General features: G+C 42.2%; 14 protein-coding genes. 10 read left to right on the top strand and 4 right to left on the bottom strand.

Features of this window, described 5'->3' with window-relative positions:
• The first annotated feature begins 53 nt into the window (after window positions 1–53).
• Window positions 54–905: an MBL fold metallo-hydrolase gene (locus LX73_RS08290; RefSeq protein ID WP_246138202.1), complete on the top strand. Its 852-nt coding sequence runs from the start codon at window positions 54–56 to the stop codon at window positions 903–905.
• Between the two features lie 311 nt (window positions 906–1216).
• Here the strand turns inward: LX73_RS08290 and LX73_RS08295 are convergent, their stop codons facing one another.
• Window positions 1217–1690, bottom strand: a complete 474-nt coding sequence (locus LX73_RS08295) for a hypothetical protein (RefSeq protein WP_246138203.1) — start codon at window positions 1688–1690, stop codon at window positions 1217–1219.
• Between the two features lie 186 nt (window positions 1691–1876).
• On the opposite strand from LX73_RS08295, the gene LX73_RS08300 reads away from it, so the two are divergent.
• The 9 genes from LX73_RS08300 (at window position 1877) to LX73_RS08340 (ending at window position 11935) form a co-directional block, all read left to right on the top strand.
• Entirely contained in the window at window positions 1877–2491 is a 615-nt protein-coding gene (locus LX73_RS08300) for a TIGR04282 family arsenosugar biosynthesis glycosyltransferase (protein ID WP_148899005.1), read from the top strand.
• Entirely contained in the window at window positions 2488–3174 is a 687-nt protein-coding gene (locus tag LX73_RS08305) for a TIGR04283 family arsenosugar biosynthesis glycosyltransferase (protein WP_148899006.1), read from the top strand. The genes LX73_RS08300 and LX73_RS08305 overlap by 4 nt, the downstream gene beginning before the upstream one ends.
• Window positions 3175–3373: 199 nt before the next feature.
• Window positions 3374–6595 carry a TonB-dependent receptor gene (locus LX73_RS08310; protein ID WP_148899007.1) on the top strand — a complete coding sequence of 1074 codons (3222 nt, stop codon included), beginning with the start codon at window positions 3374–3376 and terminating at the stop codon, window positions 6593–6595.
• A gap of 52 nt (window positions 6596–6647) precedes the next feature.
• Window positions 6648–7037, top strand: a complete 390-nt coding sequence (locus LX73_RS08315; protein ID WP_148899008.1) for a hypothetical protein — start codon at window positions 6648–6650, stop codon at window positions 7035–7037.
• A gap of 93 nt (window positions 7038–7130) precedes the next feature.
• Window positions 7131–8357 (top strand): alkaline phosphatase family protein, encoded by a 1227-nt coding sequence (locus LX73_RS08320; protein ID WP_148899009.1) that lies wholly within the window; start codon window positions 7131–7133, stop codon window positions 8355–8357.
• A gap of 219 nt (window positions 8358–8576) precedes the next feature.
• Entirely contained in the window at window positions 8577–8912 is a 336-nt protein-coding gene (locus LX73_RS08325; RefSeq protein WP_148899010.1) for a DUF3470 domain-containing protein, read from the top strand.
• Between the two features lie 69 nt (window positions 8913–8981).
• Entirely contained in the window at window positions 8982–9836 is an 855-nt protein-coding gene (gene folP, locus LX73_RS08330) for a dihydropteroate synthase (RefSeq protein WP_246138204.1), read from the top strand.
• A gap of 342 nt (window positions 9837–10178) precedes the next feature.
• Entirely contained in the window at window positions 10179–10997 is an 819-nt protein-coding gene (cdaA, locus tag LX73_RS08335; RefSeq protein WP_148899011.1) for a diadenylate cyclase CdaA, read from the top strand.
• 68 nt (window positions 10998–11065) lie between these two features.
• On the top strand, window positions 11066–11935 hold the full coding sequence (locus tag LX73_RS08340) for a DUF4097 family beta strand repeat-containing protein (protein ID WP_148899012.1): 870 nt from the start codon (window positions 11066–11068) through the stop codon (window positions 11933–11935).
• A 95-nt stretch (window positions 11936–12030) separates the two neighbouring features.
• Here the strand turns inward: LX73_RS08340 and meaB are convergent, their stop codons facing one another.
• The 3 genes from meaB to LX73_RS08355 all read right to left on the bottom strand — a co-directional run bounded on the left by meaB (window position 12031) and on the right by LX73_RS08355 (window position 17505).
• The gene (gene meaB, locus LX73_RS08345; RefSeq protein WP_148899013.1) at window positions 12031–13125 is read right to left on the bottom strand and encodes a methylmalonyl Co-A mutase-associated GTPase MeaB; all 1095 of its coding nucleotides are present in this window, start codon (window positions 13123–13125) and stop codon (window positions 12031–12033) included.
• Window positions 13126–13256: 131 nt separating this feature from the next.
• Entirely contained in the window at window positions 13257–15389 is a 2133-nt protein-coding gene (scpA, locus tag LX73_RS08350; RefSeq protein ID WP_148899014.1) for a methylmalonyl-CoA mutase, read from the bottom strand.
• Between the two features lie 94 nt (window positions 15390–15483).
• The gene (locus LX73_RS08355) at window positions 15484–17505 is read right to left on the bottom strand and encodes a methylmalonyl-CoA mutase family protein (protein ID WP_148899015.1); all 2022 of its coding nucleotides are present in this window, start codon (window positions 17503–17505) and stop codon (window positions 15484–15486) included.
• Between the last annotated feature and the right edge of the window lie 139 nt (window positions 17506–17644).

The following is a 17644-nucleotide window of genomic DNA, read 5'->3' on the forward strand; positions in this document are numbered from 1 at the left end:
AGTGTGCGCTGCTGTCTGAACTGAGACACAATTTTTTAAATGGTTAGCTTCTGATGGGTGAACGAGATGAGCGAATTGCTTTGACATTTTGGGGGGTTCGCGGTTCTACGCCTTGTGCAAATAGTGAGAATATGGAGTACGGGGGTAATACGACCTGTATTCAGCTTCGAATTCCAAAAAGTGATGAAGTTGTTGTTTTAGATAGTGGAACGGGTATTCGTAATCTGGGAAATAAGTTAGTTAAGCATTCGGGAAATATTTCCGGACGTATTTTTATTACTCATCCCCACTGGGATCATATTCAGGGGTTTCCTTTCTTTAAACCTATATATGATTCGGATAATGACTTTACAATTCATATGCCTAAACAGGGCGACATGGGTTGCAAAGAAATATTGTCCGGCCATCTGACAAAAACCTTTTTCCCAGTTACGCTCGAAATGATTGACGCCAATTTGGAATATATTACACAACTTTCAGCCCCTGAAGAGTATGATGGATATACTGTTGAGTTCATGAAAGCAAAACATACCGTTGATACAGCGGCCTATAAGATCCATGTTGATGGCAGTACTATTGTGTTTTGCCCCGACAATGAGCTTAAGGAAGGGACGTCTTTTTTTAACGAATTTAAGTTGTTTTGCCAGGATGCGGATGTGTTAATTCATGATGGTCAATACAATCGCCAGATGTATAAAAACAGGCACGGATGGGGACATTCAGCTTGGGAAATTGTTGCTGATTTTGCACGCAAGGCTGGTGTTCGTAATCTTTTTATCACCCATCATGATCCTGATTCAACAGATTATGAATTGGCAACATTAGATAAGAAACTGCATTCTCAATTTGGTCGTGATTTTGAGTCTATCCAGCTGGCTAAAGAAGGGGCCAAAATTCTTATATAACGGTCGTAAATATATTCAAGTTCATTTCTACGGTTTTAGTTTGTATATGAAAATGTTACGATGAATACATCATAGATTCTCTATTTATTTCCGTTCTTATAAAATAAAAAGGTGCACAATCTGGTTCTTGTGCACCTTTAATTGTAAAGGCCATTTGCAAAACCACACAATCTAAAATTGTCATTGCAAACCCCACGATTTTTGGGGCCTGGATCCGGATATAGTGGAGATTGTCACATTTTGCTCATCCCATCCATTCCATTCGCAATGACACAACGTTTTGCAAAGTCCTGTGTAAACAGAGTATGATTTTAGAGATAAAATCGAACCCCAATGCCACCGTCAACATCGAAGTCGGTAGCGGGTGCTATATTAAAGACTGGGGCAACTTCTAGGAAAAGGCCTATGGGCGAATCTTCGAATAAATAGTTAATCCCGACAGGAATACGAGCACCAATTAATGCGTCATTGTCGGCCAATATCACACGGCCTCCGATACCAAAATATACAGGTAGTGATCCTGAATTAACGTCACTAAAAATATTGTAATTGTGCCACAAGTAATCGCCGTGAATGTTTATTGCATCATATCGCCCCAGCGACCAGGCAAGTCCTAGGTCAAAAGCGTTGTTGCCCCCGGTCCATGATTTTAAGCTAAGCCCCGTAGGTTCTCCGGCAATAAATCCGATGCCTAAATTTTTATCGGCATCTTGGGCATGAGATAGGCTTGTAAATGAAATAGCTAGAAATACAGTTAAAACAGTAGCTGTTAATAATTTTTTCATAAATGAAAGTAATTTATTGGATTTAAAAGTAATAAATCGAAACCTGTATCATTGCTTTATCTAAAGTGGTATAAGGATAAAAAGTTCCAACAAATTTTTGTGTTAAAATATTACTATAATCGGAGTTGAAATCTATTAAAGAGTATTCTGCAAAAACTTTTTTAAATCAAAAATAGTGGAAAATTAATGAGTGTTACGCAAGATGACCTGCTTCTTATTTTTATTAAGAACCCGGAACCCGGTACAGTAAAAACTCGGTTGGCTCGTACCATTGGCGATGGGCCGGCTCTCAAGGTTTACCAAAAGTTGTTGACTATGACTCGGGAAGTGGCAGAAAAAATGCCGTGCCGGCGGCAGATTTGGTATTCAAAATATATTGATGAGAATGACCGCTGGGATTCCAAACAGTTTGAGAAAAAGGTACAACAGGGTGTTAACCTTGGTGAACGCATGCAGTATGCATTCCGGAAAGGTTTTAAATCCGGTGCAGATCGTATCGTAATTATTGGCAGTGACTGTGCAGATTTGCAAAAACATCACTTGGATAATGCCTTCAGAAAACTGCAGGAGTATGATGTTGTTATTGGCCCATCACAAGACGGAGGGTATTATTTGCTGGGGATGCGTGATTATTATCCCATCCTGTTTAAAGATAAGGAATGGAGTACAGGGTCAGTTTATCAGGATACGGTAGAACAGGCAAAGAAGAAGAAAATTAGTCTTGCAGCATTAGCAGAGCTCAATGATATTGATACCGAAAGTGATATGCGAGAGTCGGATGTTAGTTTATACCAAAAATGAATATAAGTGTCATTATCCCTGTCTATAACGAAGAACAAAAGATTGTACAGACGATACAAGCTGTACGTAAGCGGGGCAGAGAACGGATAGGTGAGATTCTCGTAGTAGATGCTGACAGTACAGACCGAACAGTAGAGAGAGCCCAATCTGTGGGTGCTAGCGTTGTTGATGCTTCCCAGAAAGGACGTGCTGCACAGATGAATTATGGAGCACAGCAATCGCAATATGAGATACTGTATTTTTTGCATGGTGATACCCTGCCACCGCCCGGCTTTGCAAAAAAAATTATACATGCATTAAGAAAGGGCATTGATGCAGGTTGTTTCCAGCTGGATTTTGACCGCAACCATTGGTTGCTCAGTTTCTATGGGTGGTGTACACAATTTGATATTAATGCTTTTCGATTTGGGGATCAGAGCCTGTTTGTACATAGGGATGTATTCTTTACTATTAATGGATTTCATGAAGACCACTTAGTAATGGAAGACAATGAAATCGTCCGTCGCATAAAAAAACGTCATGTATTTGCTATTCTTGATGATACAGTGATAACCTCTGCCCGTTCATACCAAAGAGTAGGTATAGTAAAACTACAGCTGGTATTTGTGTTTATCTATCTGTTGTACTTTTTGGGCGTGGAGCAAGAGTATTTGGTTTCGCTCAAACATATTTTTTTAGAATAAAAGCGTGATATTTACGTAAATTTCGAATGATTCATGGTACGATTTTTAACCAAAATTCATTACCTTCAGGTACTTTAAAGAATGGTTAGCATTGTTTAATGTTTTGGTAACATTATGTTAGTTATTTTTACCTTTCTCGAAAATCGTGTTATTCTTTCACGTTATTAAATCACAATTTAAACGAACATATCTATCGATTATGAAAAGATACGCATTTTTACTGGCTGCTATTTTATTGCTTCCGGTTATGGTATTTGCACAAGGTACGACTTCAGGTTCTATAAAAGGGACTGTCGTTGATACTGAGGGTGAACCACTTGCCGGAGCTAATATTGTAGCTGTCCATCAGCCAACTGGTACTCAGTATGGAACGGCAAGTCGTCCCAATGGACGTTATTCATTTAGTAACGTTCGTGTTGGCGGCCCTTATGAAATTCAAGTAACATTTGTAGGTTTCAATGCCACTAAAAAAGAGGTTTCCGGCATTAATCTCGGTGAAACCATTACTGTTAACTTTGAATTAGAAGAAGGGGAAACTGAGCTTGGGGAAGTAACGGTTTCTGCTCAAGCTGATCCTATCTTTAACTCAGATCGTACTGGGGCAAAAACGAATATCTCCAGAGAAGATATTGACCAAACACCAACCCTCTCTCGATCACTTGGAGATTTTACTCGTCTTACCCCGCAGTCTACTGGAGGTGGTAGTATAGGTGGTGCTAGTGATCGTTATAATAATATTTTGGTTGATGGAGCTACGCTGAATGATGTATTCGGTTTGGGCGAAGGAACCCCTGGTAGTCAGGCCGGTGTAAGCTCACCGATTAGTATTGATGCCATCCAGGAATTTAACGTTGATATTGCCCCTTTCGATGTAACTAATAACGGATTTACTGGTGGGCAGGTTAATGCGGTAACTAAAAGTGGAACCAATAAATATACCGGTACGGCTTATTACCAGTTGCGAAATGAAAATTTTGCAGGTGACTATCGACTTCCTGATGGGACCACATCAACTGACTTAGATGAGTTTAGAGAGCAATATTTTGGTTTGAGTGTCGGTGGACCTATTATCGAAGATAAACTCTTCTTCTTTGTAAATGCAGAATTGAAGCGAGAGGTCGCTCCTCTAAGAAGCGGATTGCTAAATAGTGGAGAGCCTAACAGCTTTGATTTTCCTACTTCGACACTTTCTCAAATTCAAAGTATTGCACGTAACAATTATAGTTATGATCCTGGAACATTTGGGGGAACGTTGGACCAGCGGCAAGACAACAATAAGGTGTTAGCCAAGCTCGATTGGAATATTAATCAGGATCATAAGTTAACATTCCGCTATAATTATGTAGATGCCATGGATGAGGAGGGCATAAGCCGAAGTGCTGGCTCATACAGTTTTTCAAATCGCCAATACAACTTTAACAGTACGCAGCATTCATTTGTAACGGAGCTTAATAGTAGTTTTGGTAATAATATGTCTAATACATTCCGGGCAGTTTATACACGTATTCGGGACTCTCGGGATGTTGATGCGGAACCTTTTCCAGAGGTTAGTGTGAGTTTGCCTTTCCCAAACAAAAGTGGATTTGGAAGCATCGATATGGGTATTGACCGATTTTCTCAGGCCAACGCCCTGGATCAAGATCTCATCGAGCTCACAAACACGTTCAAATATATAAAAGGCGATCATGAATTTACGGTCGGTACATCAAACCAAATTTTCATGTTTAAGAACTTGTTTGTGCAAGATGAGTTTGGAACGTATGAATTTAGAAGTATTTCAGACTTCCAAAATGGTAATCCCTTTTCTTATAATTATAGCTATTTATTGCCAAATGGTAATCGCTCGGCCAATTTCACTGGCCTACAGTTAGGCGGGTACGTTCAAGATAAATGGTCGGTTATGGATAACCTTACGGTAACTTATGGTTTGCGTATCGACGTGCCTATTCTGCCCGATAAGCCTACTGCAAATCCTGATGTGGCCAATGCTTTTCCTAACTTCCGCACGGATCGTGTGGCGAGTGGTAATATTCTATGGTCACCGCGCTTAGGCTTTAACTGGCGACCCGACTTGGGCGGCGATGGTACTACGCAAATCCGTGGTGGAGCAGGTATTTTTTCAGGTACACCGCCCTTTGTATGGATTTCTAACCAGTACAGCAATACGGGTGCTGATTACGGCCGGGTAGCTGTTAATGATTATAATTCCAGTGCTTTGACTAATGGGTTCTTTAGTGCTGATCCTAACAATCAGCCTACACCTGGAGGAGGGTCAGGATTATCTCCTGTATCAACAACCGAGGTTAACTTAATTACTGAGGATTTTAAATACCCGCAGTCTCTTAAGTTGAATCTTGCTATTGACCAAGATCTGCCATTTGGTATTACTGGTACCCTGGAAGGTATTTACTCAAAGGCGATTAATGCAGTAACCTATCGAAATATCAACGCTGATCAGGTAGGAACTTCTGCTTATGGTCGTCCTCTTTATGGTAGTATTAACTTTAATAGTGGTTTCAATACGGCCAGTGGTTCAATAAGTCGAAAAGATCCTCGATTTACCAATGCCCTTGTTTTGGATAATACCGACAAAGGGTATCGATATACCATTACGGGCGAACTGCAAAAACAGTTTGACTGGGGGTTAAATACTAAGGTTTCGTACTCATATAACCGGGCTCGCAGTGTAAATAACGGGTCTTCAAGTCGGGCAATATCCAACTGGCAATACAATGAAAATTTTGATGTCAATAGTCCGCGCTTAGGTACGGCCGATTATGAGCGTCGTCACAGAATTTTGGCGAATATTGGATATACACTCTCATGGAGCGAACGTTTTAATACAACAATTTCTGTTATTTACGATGGACGTTCTGGTACTCCTTTCAGCTGGATATATGACGGGAACGCAAATGGAGACACTCGTTATGATAATGACTTGATGTATGTTCCAGAATCTTCGGGTGAAGTAGTACTTACCAGTAACAACTGGAGTAAGCTCGATGAATGGATCTCTAGTGAGTCATCTCTGAATGAGTATCGTGGTGAGGTTGTACCCCGTGGTTCTGCACGAGAGCCTTGGACTAATTTTCTTGATTTGCGTATAAATCAAGAAATTAAGACTGTCGGAAACCAAAGTCTGGAAATTACAGCAAGCATGTTCAATGTACTTAATTTCCTTAGCGATGATTGGGGAATACGAAGAGGAGTAAGCTTTAACAATTATCGCGCAGTGGGCTTTCAAGGTTATGTAGATCAAAAATTCATTAGTCAAAACCCTCAGTATAACTTGGGTTCTGGTGATGTTGGGAAACCAATCATCTCTTTTGATCCACATAACGTAACTAAAGAAGAGATATATAACGTAAGTGACGTATCGTCACGCTGGCAGTTACAGTTTGGAGTACGTTACAGCTTCTAACAAAATAAATTTAAAACACTAAAGACATCTAATTATGTTTAATTTTAAAAGAATGACCCTTATTGTTCTGCTTGCTCTTGTTGGTATAGGATGCGGAGGAACAGATGGACTTGAGATACCCAAGTCTTTTAAGAATGGTTATATATCATTTACTAATGCAGGCGATCTTGCTGAAGCTGACTATGTGCCGGCTGGTCAGCAATACTCCTTCACTTTAACGATCAATACGAACAGAGGCGCAGCTGATGATGTTAACTTAACTTCCTTTACAGAGGGAGGAGACTGGTTAAATGCGCAAGTAGTGAATAATGGAGCAGCAATTGAATTGTCTGGTACTCCAACAAGTTCTGATGCTTATACTGAGTACAGCTATGCGGTTACTGCTGTACAAGGTAATGACAAAAATGTGTCTACATCGTTTTCTGTCTATGTAGATAACTAATTTCTTGCAGTTAAGCGTATCTTATAAGGGGGCAGTCTTAGAGGGCTGCCCCCTTTTTATTTATGATTTTCTAACTACAAATTTATTTACCCAATGAGTAGAAATATATATTTGTTTTTAGCGGTAATGTTGATGGTTAGTGTTGGATGCTCGCAATCCAAACAGCAATCCCATTCCCAAAAAACACTGTTAATTTCCTTCGATGGCTTTAGGTATGATTATTTGCAAAAGGTTAATACCCCTAATTTTGATAGCCTAACAAATAATGGTGTACAGGCAGAGGGACTCATTCCGATATTTCCGAGCAAAACATTCCCCAGCCATTATTCTATTGTTACCGGTTTATACCCTGAAAATACCGGGCTGGTTGGGAATACTATGTACGATCCCAAATGGGAAGAATGGTACCGAATTCGTGACCGGGAGGCCGTAGAGAATGGCAAATGGTATGGTGGAGAACCGATCTGGAATACTCTCGAAAAGCAAGGTATTACAACCGGAACTATGTTTTGGGTAGGTTCCGAAGCGGATATACAGGGTACGCATCCAACATATTGGAAAACCTACAACGGGAACATGCCAAACCGAGCCCGTATTGATACCGTTATTAAATGGATGACGAAACCCGACAGCCAAGCCGTGAATTTTAGCACGCTCTATTTTAGTCATGTAGATTCCAAAGGACACCGCTACGGTACGGAATCCGACTCATTAGAAAATGCTATACGAAAATCCGATCAGCTGATAAGTTATTTGAAGCAGCAGATGAGAAAGCAGGAGCTCTGGCAAAATACGAATGTTATACTCGTTTCTGATCATGGGATGATCAATCAGTCGGCAGATAAGACCATTCGATTGGATAACATTATCAATATGAATAATACCGAGCGCGTGAACTGGGGGCCTGTGACCATGATTTGGCCCAAGCAGGGGCAAAAGCAAAAGCTGTACCAGTCGTTAAAATCCGCCGAACATAACTACCGGGTATATAAAAAAGAAAACCTGCCCGAACGATATCATCTAAAAAATCACCGGCGCGTGTCTGATATTGTGATGGTGGCCGATCTGGGCTATACCATTCTGGATGAGCAATATGAGCAGGATTTTTTGCAGTCTCTACCCCGGGCTACGCACGGTTATGATAATAAGCAAAAATCCATGCAGGGCATTTTTATAGCACGCGGTCCTGCTTTCAAAAAGAGCGCAGATGTTGATGCTTTTCAAAGTATCCATATATATGAGCTGCTCAATCATGTAATGAATATCAATCCAGCGCCTAATGATGGTTCGCTGGATAGTGTGAAGGTATTGCTCAAATAAAGATGACTCTTTGCTCCTTTAATTGCCTGCTTCAAAGTTATTAATGTATTTGATGAGTGTGCTTGTTGTTAAAAGAACAGAGGGTATATGGAAGTGGAGAAAGAGCAGATTAATAAGAGTGTTTCTAAATTAGTAATGATAATATAAAACGTTGCATCTATCCGTTGAAGCCGAGATATTTAGTGCAACTTTGAAAACAGCAACAAGATTTGATTTCGAATGGCTTACGTAGTAACTGAACCATGCATCAACTGTAAATATACTAATTGTGCGGCTGTTTGCCCGGTTGATGCATTTCGGGAAGGCCCCAACTTTTTGACTATTGATCCGATTGAATGTATCGACTGTGATGCCTGTGTGGCAGAATGTCCGGTAGAGGCTATTTATCCCGATGATGAAGTGCCTTTGGAGTGGGAGCAGTATATTGAGTTAAACGAGCGGCTGGCCGAAGAATGGCAAGAACATATTATCAACCAAACCAAAGAAGATTTGGAAGATGCTGATGAGTGGGCCGAGGTAGAAGACAAGCGCGAACATCTGCAGGAAACGTGGTAGTTTGTTATTGGTTATTAGTTATTGGTTTCTCACCAATAACCACTAACAAATAACTAGTAACCTTTTAGAATGAGCAATATCGCTGTGCCTAGTCCGATTAATATAAGGAATAAGACACTTGACCTATCTTCTCCAAAAATTATGGGCATTCTGAATGCTACGCCTGATTCCTTTTCTGACGGTGGAGAGTTTAATCAGGTAGATGATGCTGTAGAGCACATTGGAGAAATGCTTAAGCAGGGAGCGTCAATTATTGATGTAGGGGGAGAGTCAACGCGCCCCGGTTCTGAGCCGGTAGCTGAATCAGAAGAACTTGACCGAGTAAAGCCCATCCTCGAACAAGCTATTCCAAAATTTTCAGATACTTTTTTTTCGATTGATACCACAAAATACCAAGTGGCTAAGGAGGCACTGAAGCTTGGCGCACATTTTGTAAATGATGTAAGCGGATTACAGAAAGAACCACGCCTGGCCGATCTTTGTGTGGAATACGGGGCGGGTTTTATCATGATGCATTCGCAGGGAGATCCCAAAACTATGCAGGATGATCCCAGCTATAGCGATGTAGTTAAAGAAGTATATCAATTTTTTGAAGAACAGATTAACAAAGCCGAAGAAAAGGGATTGCAGAATATCATTATCGATCCCGGCATTGGGTTTGGGAAAACAATGCATCATAATCTAAAGCTGTTGGCTAACCTCAATACATTCCGGCAGCTTGGATATCCTGTCATGGTAGGGGCTTCCCGTAAGTCTATGATTGGTAAAATATTAGATGGCAGGCCGACAGATGGTCGGATCACAGGTACCGTAGCTGTTCATTATGATGCCATGATGAGAGGAGCTAATATTATCCGCGTGCATGACGTACAAGAAGCCCATGATTCGTTGCAGGTATTTAATGCTATTTCTGCGGTAAAATAAATTTTTTGCACGATGCACAATCAAGTGTACACATAGATTTTGTGAAGTTCTTTGTGTGACAAAGGTGGGTCCATCAGGTAGCTAATCTTGTTACGTTACTTTAACATCTAACAATTTAGAGTTTCTCGGTAAGGATATGGTACATCATATCCTTATGACTTTCACTTTTTCTGGTTACAGTGCCTTGCGTTGTAATTAATATTTAGTTTCACTCTGCTCTGGACGTATCTCTGAATTCTCTTTTAAAGAATAGGGCTAATATTAATTGCACAACCCCTACAAAAGTTCTCAAAATTATAGTTATATTAATTAAAACAATATTTAGTTAAACGAGGTACTGCATTGATACCCATTGGCTTCCTTGAGTTCGGTATTAAGGATTTCATTGAAGTCCTTATCATTACCATGGTACTTTTTTACTTGTACCGATGGATCCGGGGAACCTTTGCCATCCAGGCCGCACTGGGATTGGTATTTATCATTATTATCAATGCTGCTGTAAGTGCACTTGGGCTTACGACCATCAACTTTATTTTGCGCGGTATTTTAGACGTGGGGGTGCTGGCCGTGTTCATTATTTTTCAGCCGGAGATCCGAAAGCTGCTCTACAGTCTGGGACAAAATACCAACCTGGATCGCTTTTTTGTGCGGTCTAATTCAGATACCATTATTGATGATGTAGTAGATGCTGTTCGGAGTATGTCACACTCAAAAACTGGGGCACTCATTGTTTTTGCACGTTCTTCTTCACTGCAAGACTTAGTTGATGTAGGAGTAAAGTTGGATGCTAAAGTAAACAGTAAGTTGTTGCAGACGATTTTTAATAAACATACGCCACTGCATGATGGGGCAGTGGTCATCCGTAATAATCGCATGGTAGCAGCCAGCTGCTATTTGCCTATTTCTCAGAATCAAAATATATCAGCTGTATTTGGCACGCGTCATCGCGCAGCTGTGGGCATTACCGAGACGAATAATGTATTTGTAATTGTTGTCTCCGAAGAAACCGGGCGCATATCTATTGCTCGCAATGGAGCGTTAACCAGCGGACTTACTATCCAGAAATTACGCAGCGAGATGAAAAAGGCACTTGGGGAACAGGATATTGAAGATGAAGAAGTCGCTTTTTCGTCTTCACAATCGGAGTTAAACCTCAGCTGATTTTTTATTAACAATTCTTTCCTTTTTCCGTAAACATTGATTGTAACCGGAACTTAATACCACAGCTTATGAAAACGTTAAAACTGATAGTAACAATCACGATTTGTTTATTGTTCTCCATTCAACTTAATGCGCAAGATAGTGAATATACGCTTGATGAGACCTATCAAATATCGAGTGAGGGAACTGTTCATCTAAACAGCAACGATGCCGAGGTATCTATTAAGGGTACTGATCGTTCGGATGTGCATCTCAAGGTATATCGAAAAGTGGATGTGAGCGGACTGGAGATAAAGTCTGGAGGTAAGTTTAATATCGAAGTCGAAAAGCGCGACGGCGATTTGATGATTCGCGAATCGGATACCGAGAATCGCACCGTCGTAGGTAAGGTAACTAAGGAATACACCATCACCATAAAAGTTCCGACTACTGTGGGAGTTGACATTAAGGGTGATGACGATACGTACAATATTGCCAGTGTCAATGGTCGTATAGCTGTTGAAGCTGATGATACGGAAATTGCTCTCAAAAATGTAGGTGGCAACGACTTTTATTTTGATATGGATGATGGCTCTATTACAATGGATAAGGCCGAGGGTAATCTAAAGCTTTCGATGGATGACGGAAATTTTGAAGTGGATCAGGCAGCGTTTACTAAAGTTGATGCCCAATATGATGATGGCAGTGTGGTGCTAACATCACGACTTGCACAAGACGGTAAGTACCGATTTGATATGGATGACGGTGACTTGAAGTTTAAGATCACCGGAGGGGGAGGTACGTTTGATATTCGTCATGATAATCCCAGTCTCGACATTGGCAACAGCTTTGAAAATATCAAAATTGAAGATGACAGATCGCAGTTTAAATTACCTGGCGGCAATGCCAATATTAGGATTATCACCGATGATGGGACAATTGATTTACGCACTATGTAAAAGAAATCTTTAAAATGCTAGAAGGTCATATAATTCTGAGGAGGGAGTAGCGAAAAATTGCAAAAATAGTCGCAAGCATCCACGCAGGGGCAGGATTAGAAGGAATTGAAATATGATTCCAGCAATTTCTGCGCCGCTTTAAATGAACTTAATTTGCCATCAAGCACCTGTTGCTCTATGTGTTCCTGCTGTTCTTTTACGGCAGGGTTGTCATAAAATCGCTCTCTGAGTTGATTGCTAATCGTATCATACATCCAATGCTTGGCCTGTCGATTACGGTTATTTTGGAAATAGCCGTTTTCTTTTGTCAGGCTGATGTATTCCTGAATCGTATTCCAAATATCTTCAATACCTTCTTCGGTAATTGCCGAGCAGGTCGTTACTTTAGGTTCCCATCCCGATTTCATTTCGGGATACAGATGCAGGGCATTTTTATATTCCCGGACTGCTTGTGTTACTGCTTTTTCCGTAGCTTCATCAATTTTGTTTATAGCAATAGTATCAGCCATCTCCATGATGCCGCGCTTGATACCCTGTAATTCATCACCGGCACCGGCCAGCATCAGCAGCAGAAAGAAATCCACCATAGAATGAACGGTGGTTTCGGATTGACCTACGCCCACCGTTTCGATAAAGATTGTGTTATAACCTGCAGCTTCACAGAGATAGATCGTTTCGCGTGTTTTGCGTGCCACGCCGCCCAGCGATCCTCCGGTAGGCGATGGGCGAATAAAAGCGTTATCGTTGGTAGCTAGTTTTTCCATGCGTGTTTTGTCCCCCAGAATACTACCCTTAGTCCGGGTGCTGCTGGGATCGATAGCTAGAACTGCCAGTTTTTTACCCTCTTCAATAATGTGATTGCCCAGCGATTCGATAAACGTACTTTTACCCACGCCGGGTACACCTGTAATGCCGATGCGAATGGAATTACCGGTATCGGGCAGGCATTGCTCAATAATATCCTGTGCCAACTCACGATCCGAAGGTTTTGTACTTTCGATAAGTGTAATAGCACGGCTTAAGATAGTACGATCACCCGTTTTAATTCCCTGTACATATTCATCCACAGATAATGTCTTACGTTCATTGTTAGAACGATTGGTTATCTGGGGATTGATAGCCGATTGCTGATTAACACCATCAGTTACAGAAAGTGAAGAGTCGTTATTTGAGTCAGACGGTTTTGTCATAAGTACGTACTTACAAACACGCTGGCTGCTGTATTAAAATTACTGTTGCAGTGTTTCCATGAGGGAAGATGTCCGCTTCCTAAGGGAGAGCGGTATTTATTTTGGATAGATGTCTTTACTTAGAATCTCATTTAATGATTATGGCTATCAATCAAAATCTCCAGAATCTGTTGGGCAGCCAGTGAAATTACCGTACCGGGGCCAAAAATACCCACAACTCCTTTATCATAGAGAAACTCATAATCCTGCTCCGGAACGACACCACCCACAATTACCATAATGTCATCGCGGCCCAGTCTTTCGAGTTCGTCAAGTACTTGGGGTACCAGCGTTTTGTGCCCGGCTGCCAAGCTCGAAACACCTAAAATATGCACATCATTTTCTACTGCTTGTTGCGCTGCCTCTTCCGGTGTTTGGAACAGTGGGCCAATATCCACGTCGAAGCCAAGGTCAGCAAAGCTGGTAGAAATAACTTTTGCTCCGCGGTCGTGACCATCCTGCCCCATTTTAGCCACCATGATACGCGGGCGTCGCCCAGCGAGTTCGGCAAAATCATCAGCCAGTTGCTGGGCTTTTTTAAAGTTTTCGTCTTTATCGATTTCTGAAGAATACACGCCTGATACCGATCTTACAGTTGCTTTATATCGTCCAAATTCTTTTTCCATCGCATCGGATATTTCACCGAGTGATGCTCGTTTTCGCGCGGCCTTCACGGCTAAATCCAGCAGGTTGCCATCGCCGGATGCCGCTGCTTTGGTAATAGCATCGAGTGCTGATTGAACTTCATCTTCATTGCGCTCGGAACGCAGCTTCTTGAGTCGCTGGATCTGTGATTTTCGAACCTTCTCATTATCTACCTCAAGAATATCAATCGGTTCTTCTTTGTCAAGCTGATATTTATTAACTCCCACAATTGTTTCTTTGCCAGAATCAATTCGCGCTTGTTTCTTCGCGGCGGCTTCCTCGATGCGCATTTTGGGAACTCCCGTTTCAATAGCTTTGGCCATACCGCCCAGCTCTTCTACTTCTTCAATAAGCTCCCAGGCGCGATGCGCGATACGATCGGTCAAATATTCCACATAATAGGATCCCGCCCACGGATCTACGGCTTTGGTGATGCCGGTTTCTTCCTGTAGGTATGTTTGAGTGTTACGAGCAATACGAGACGTAAAATCAGAAGGCAGGGCAATAGCTTCATCGAGTGCATTAGTGTGCATTGACTGGGTGTGCCCCAGCGCCGCAGCCATTGCCTCGGATGTAGTTCGTGCTACATTGTTATAAGGATCTTGCTTAGTAAGGCTCCATCCCGATGTTTGGCAGTGGGTACGCAAAGACATCGATTTTGGGTTTTCGGGATCAAAGCGTTTGACCAGCTTGGCCCACAGCATGCGAGCGGCGCGCATCTTGGCAATTTCCATAAAATGATTCATTCCAACAGCCCAGAAGAACGATATGCGAGGAGCAAAATCGTCGATGTCGAGTCCGGCATCAATGCCTTTGCGGAGATATTCGAGTCCGTCGGCCAGCGTATAGGCTAGTTCAATGTCGCAGGTGGCTCCGGCTTCTTGCATATGATAACCACTTACGCTGATGGAGTTGAATTTTGGCATGTGCTGAGAAGTATACTCAAAAATATCTCCAATAATACGCATCGAGGGGCGCGGCGGATAGATATAAGTATTGCGCACCATAAACTCTTTAAGGATGTCGTTCTGAATAGTACCTGCCAGCTTTTCTTTGGATACCCCCTGTTCTTCAGCTGTTACAATATAAAAGGCCATGATCGGGATGACAGCACCGTTCATGGTCATCGATACCGACATTTGATCCAGTGGAATTTGGTCGAAGAGTACCTTCATATCCAGGACAGAATCGATAGCTACGCCGGCTTTGCCCACATCACCGGAAACACGCGGATGGTCGGAATCATAGCCGCGGTGGGTGGCCAGGTCGAAGGCGACTGAAAGTCCTTTTTGTCCCTGTGCCAAGGCTTTGCGATAAAATTTGTTGGACTCCTCAGCGGTAGAAAACCCGGCGTATTGACGAATGGTCCAGGGACGAAAGGTGTACATGGTAGAGTAGGGGCCGCGCAGGTAAGGCGGGATGCCGGCTGCATAATTGAGATGCTCCATATTTTCAATATCCGAAGCATTAAATTTCGGCTTAACGGGAATCTTTTCAGCAGTATTCCACCTTTCACCGTTTGTTGACGTGTCGGAATTGAAATCAGAAGAAAATTCTATATCAGAAAAGTTAGGTCTCATAACGTATTTACTAATGGAACACAGATAAGGCGAATGCTATAGGTTGTTGCAAATATAACCAATGTAAATTTGCTGAATCCGCATCATCCGTGTTCTATTCTATGATTTTTAGCTTCTGTTGAAATTTTTTGAGGGTTTCGAGCACATTGCAGCCGGAATAAATAAACTCATCAATGCCGGCTTTTTTGAAGGTGTCAGTATCCTTCTTGGGATTTCCCGCCAGTACTGCAATCGGCTGATTATCCAGTTCTTTAAGTCCATCGCAGATAGTGGGAACCAGCTTTGGATACTCCTTATCGGAACTGCAGATGACAACAATATCAGGTTGTTGCTGTTCCACTGCTTCAAGGGCAGCATCTGCATCCGCAAAGCCAATAGGATCTTCGATGTCATATCCTGCACAACCAAAGAAGTTAGCACTAAAGGCAGATCGCCCTTTACGCCACTTTTTATTACCCAGCGGAAGATTAAGTACAAGTGGGGTTGAATCGTGATGTTCTGTTGCCAGTCGCAGTTCCTCAAAAGCCTGTGTCCCTCGGTACGGTTGTACCGTTCTGTATAATGTTTTTCCAACATCAACAAGCTGCGATGCAACATCGCCCAGCGTTGCTCCCTTAGCAAAGGCTGAGGCTAAGTTCTCGGGGAAATTATTGATATCAATTTTGAATTCCTTCTCTGATGTATTCAGGGAAACAATCTTGTACGGCGAATCCATTTGATCAGCCATTGTGTCTTCGTCATTTGAATACTGGTTAGTACCTACAAAAGTACGTTCCCGTGAAGCAATGGCTTGATCTCGTTTTTGTTGCGACTTTTGGATGGCCGACTGTACGGTACCATTTTCGATAGCCTGGAGCAGTCCCCCCTCGACTTCTACTTGCTGGAATACCTGCCACGCAGCTTTCCCAATTTGATCGGTGAGTTTTTCGATGTAGTAAGATCCCGCAGCCGGATCAGCTACTTTATTAAGATAGGACTCCTCGCTTAGAATGAGCTGTTGGTTACGGGCAATGCGCTGTGAAAACTCATTAGGCTGACGGAAGTGTTCGTCAAACGGCATGATGGTCATTGAATCGCACCCTGCAATAGCTGCGGACATGCCTTCTGTAGATGTCCGCAGCATATTAGTATAGGGATCGTAGAGTGTCTTATTCCACCGGGATGATTGTCCGTGCAGATAAGCCTCATTATGCTCGGAATCAGCACCGAATGCCTCGATCAGGTTTTTCCAAAGCAAACGAGCCGCACGAAATTTGGCGATTTCAAGAAAATAGTTGGATCCTACCGAGAAGCTGAAATGCAGACGATCAGTGACCTCATTAATGTTAAATTTGTTTTCTGTCAGTATGGATAAGTATTCTGCTGCCGCAGCCAGTGCGTAGCCAAGTTCTTGAACGAGCGTTGAACCAGTATTATGATAAAAGCGCGCATCAATACTCAGGGGACGAGCAGCTGGAAGATTGTCGTTCGTAAATTCAGTAAGCTGACAAATATCATGGCGAAGTTGTTGTTTGTCTTTGGGAAGATGGCCGTGCTCCAGCAGGTATACGAACGGATCATAAGAAAAGGTGGCCCGAACTTTTTGGGGATTCAAGTTCTGCTGCTGGGTTGTATTCCAAAGCATGCCCAATAGTGCCGGAGAAGCTAAGCCCGCATCAAAATGAAAGGCGGTGTCTTCGAGCGAAATATCGGCTACTAAATTTGAAAAGTCTTCTTGGTTCTGAATAGGAATCCCCTTCAGGTCTCCGCCAAGTGCTCCTTCGGTACGTTGCAGGGTTAGGTAAAATTGTAATGCATTAGCACCGCGACTCAGCGCATGTTTGGCAGAGCTATTAGCTTCTTCAATAGTATTTGCAAAAATGGGTTCGCGGATTTCCCAATCGTTGGGGTTCTCACCAGCGTATTCTTTGGGAATAGCTGAATGTCGTGGAATCTTATCAAGATCTTCGCGCCTGTAAAAGGGGAGTGGGCTTAGTCCTTCACCGGTATCCCAGCGGAGCTCTTGTTTATAGTCCGCACCATTTAAATCTTGTTTAATAACATGTTCCCATTCTTCCGTAGAGGTGGGAGGGAAATCCTCAAAAAGAGATTTGTTCGTAGTTTCAGAATCACTCATAGTATAATGTTAGTCACAATTGCCGTTTCTCAAAATAATGAGCTTGTGGTTACTTTACTAATAGCCAGTATGAGAAAAGAATGTTCAAAATGGACAGACATACCATTAAAAATTGCTGCCCGATTTTTTGATAAGCTTT

The organism is Fodinibius salinus, assembly GCF_008124865.1.
In the GTDB taxonomy this organism is placed as follows: Bacteria; Bacteroidota; Rhodothermia; order Balneolales; family Balneolaceae; genus Fodinibius; species Fodinibius salinus.

Bases quoted from the DNA above. Each gene is read 5' to 3' on its own strand.
- LX73_RS08300 (WP_148899005.1), top strand. From the start codon at position 1,877: ATGAGTGTTACGCAAGATGACCTGCTTCTTATTTTTATTAAGAACCCG.
- folP (WP_246138204.1), top strand. From the start codon at position 8,982: ATGAGCAATATCGCTGTGCCTAGTCCGATTAATATAAGGAATAAGACA.
- meaB (WP_148899013.1), bottom strand. From the start codon at position 13,125: ATGACAAAACCGTCTGACTCAAATAACGACTCTTCACTTTCTGTAACT.
- scpA (WP_148899014.1), bottom strand. From the start codon at position 15,389: ATGAGACCTAACTTTTCTGATATAGAATTTTCTTCTGATTTCAATTCC.
- LX73_RS08315 (WP_148899008.1), top strand. From the start codon at position 6,648: ATGACCCTTATTGTTCTGCTTGCTCTTGTTGGTATAGGATGCGGAGGA.
- LX73_RS08320 (WP_148899009.1), top strand. From the start codon at position 7,131: ATGAGTAGAAATATATATTTGTTTTTAGCGGTAATGTTGATGGTTAGT.
- LX73_RS08340 (WP_148899012.1), top strand. From the start codon at position 11,066: ATGAAAACGTTAAAACTGATAGTAACAATCACGATTTGTTTATTGTTC.
- LX73_RS08290 (WP_246138202.1), top strand. From the start codon at position 54: ATGGGTGAACGAGATGAGCGAATTGCTTTGACATTTTGGGGGGTTCGC.
- LX73_RS08295 (WP_246138203.1), bottom strand. From the start codon at position 1,690: ATGAAAAAATTATTAACAGCTACTGTTTTAACTGTATTTCTAGCTATT.
- LX73_RS08310 (WP_148899007.1), top strand. From the start codon at position 3,374: ATGAAAAGATACGCATTTTTACTGGCTGCTATTTTATTGCTTCCGGTT.
- LX73_RS08325 (WP_148899010.1), top strand. From the start codon at position 8,577: ATGGCTTACGTAGTAACTGAACCATGCATCAACTGTAAATATACTAAT.
- LX73_RS08305 (WP_148899006.1), top strand. From the start codon at position 2,488: ATGAATATAAGTGTCATTATCCCTGTCTATAACGAAGAACAAAAGATT.
- LX73_RS08355 (WP_148899015.1), bottom strand. From the start codon at position 17,505: ATGAGTGATTCTGAAACTACGAACAAATCTCTTTTTGAGGATTTCCCT.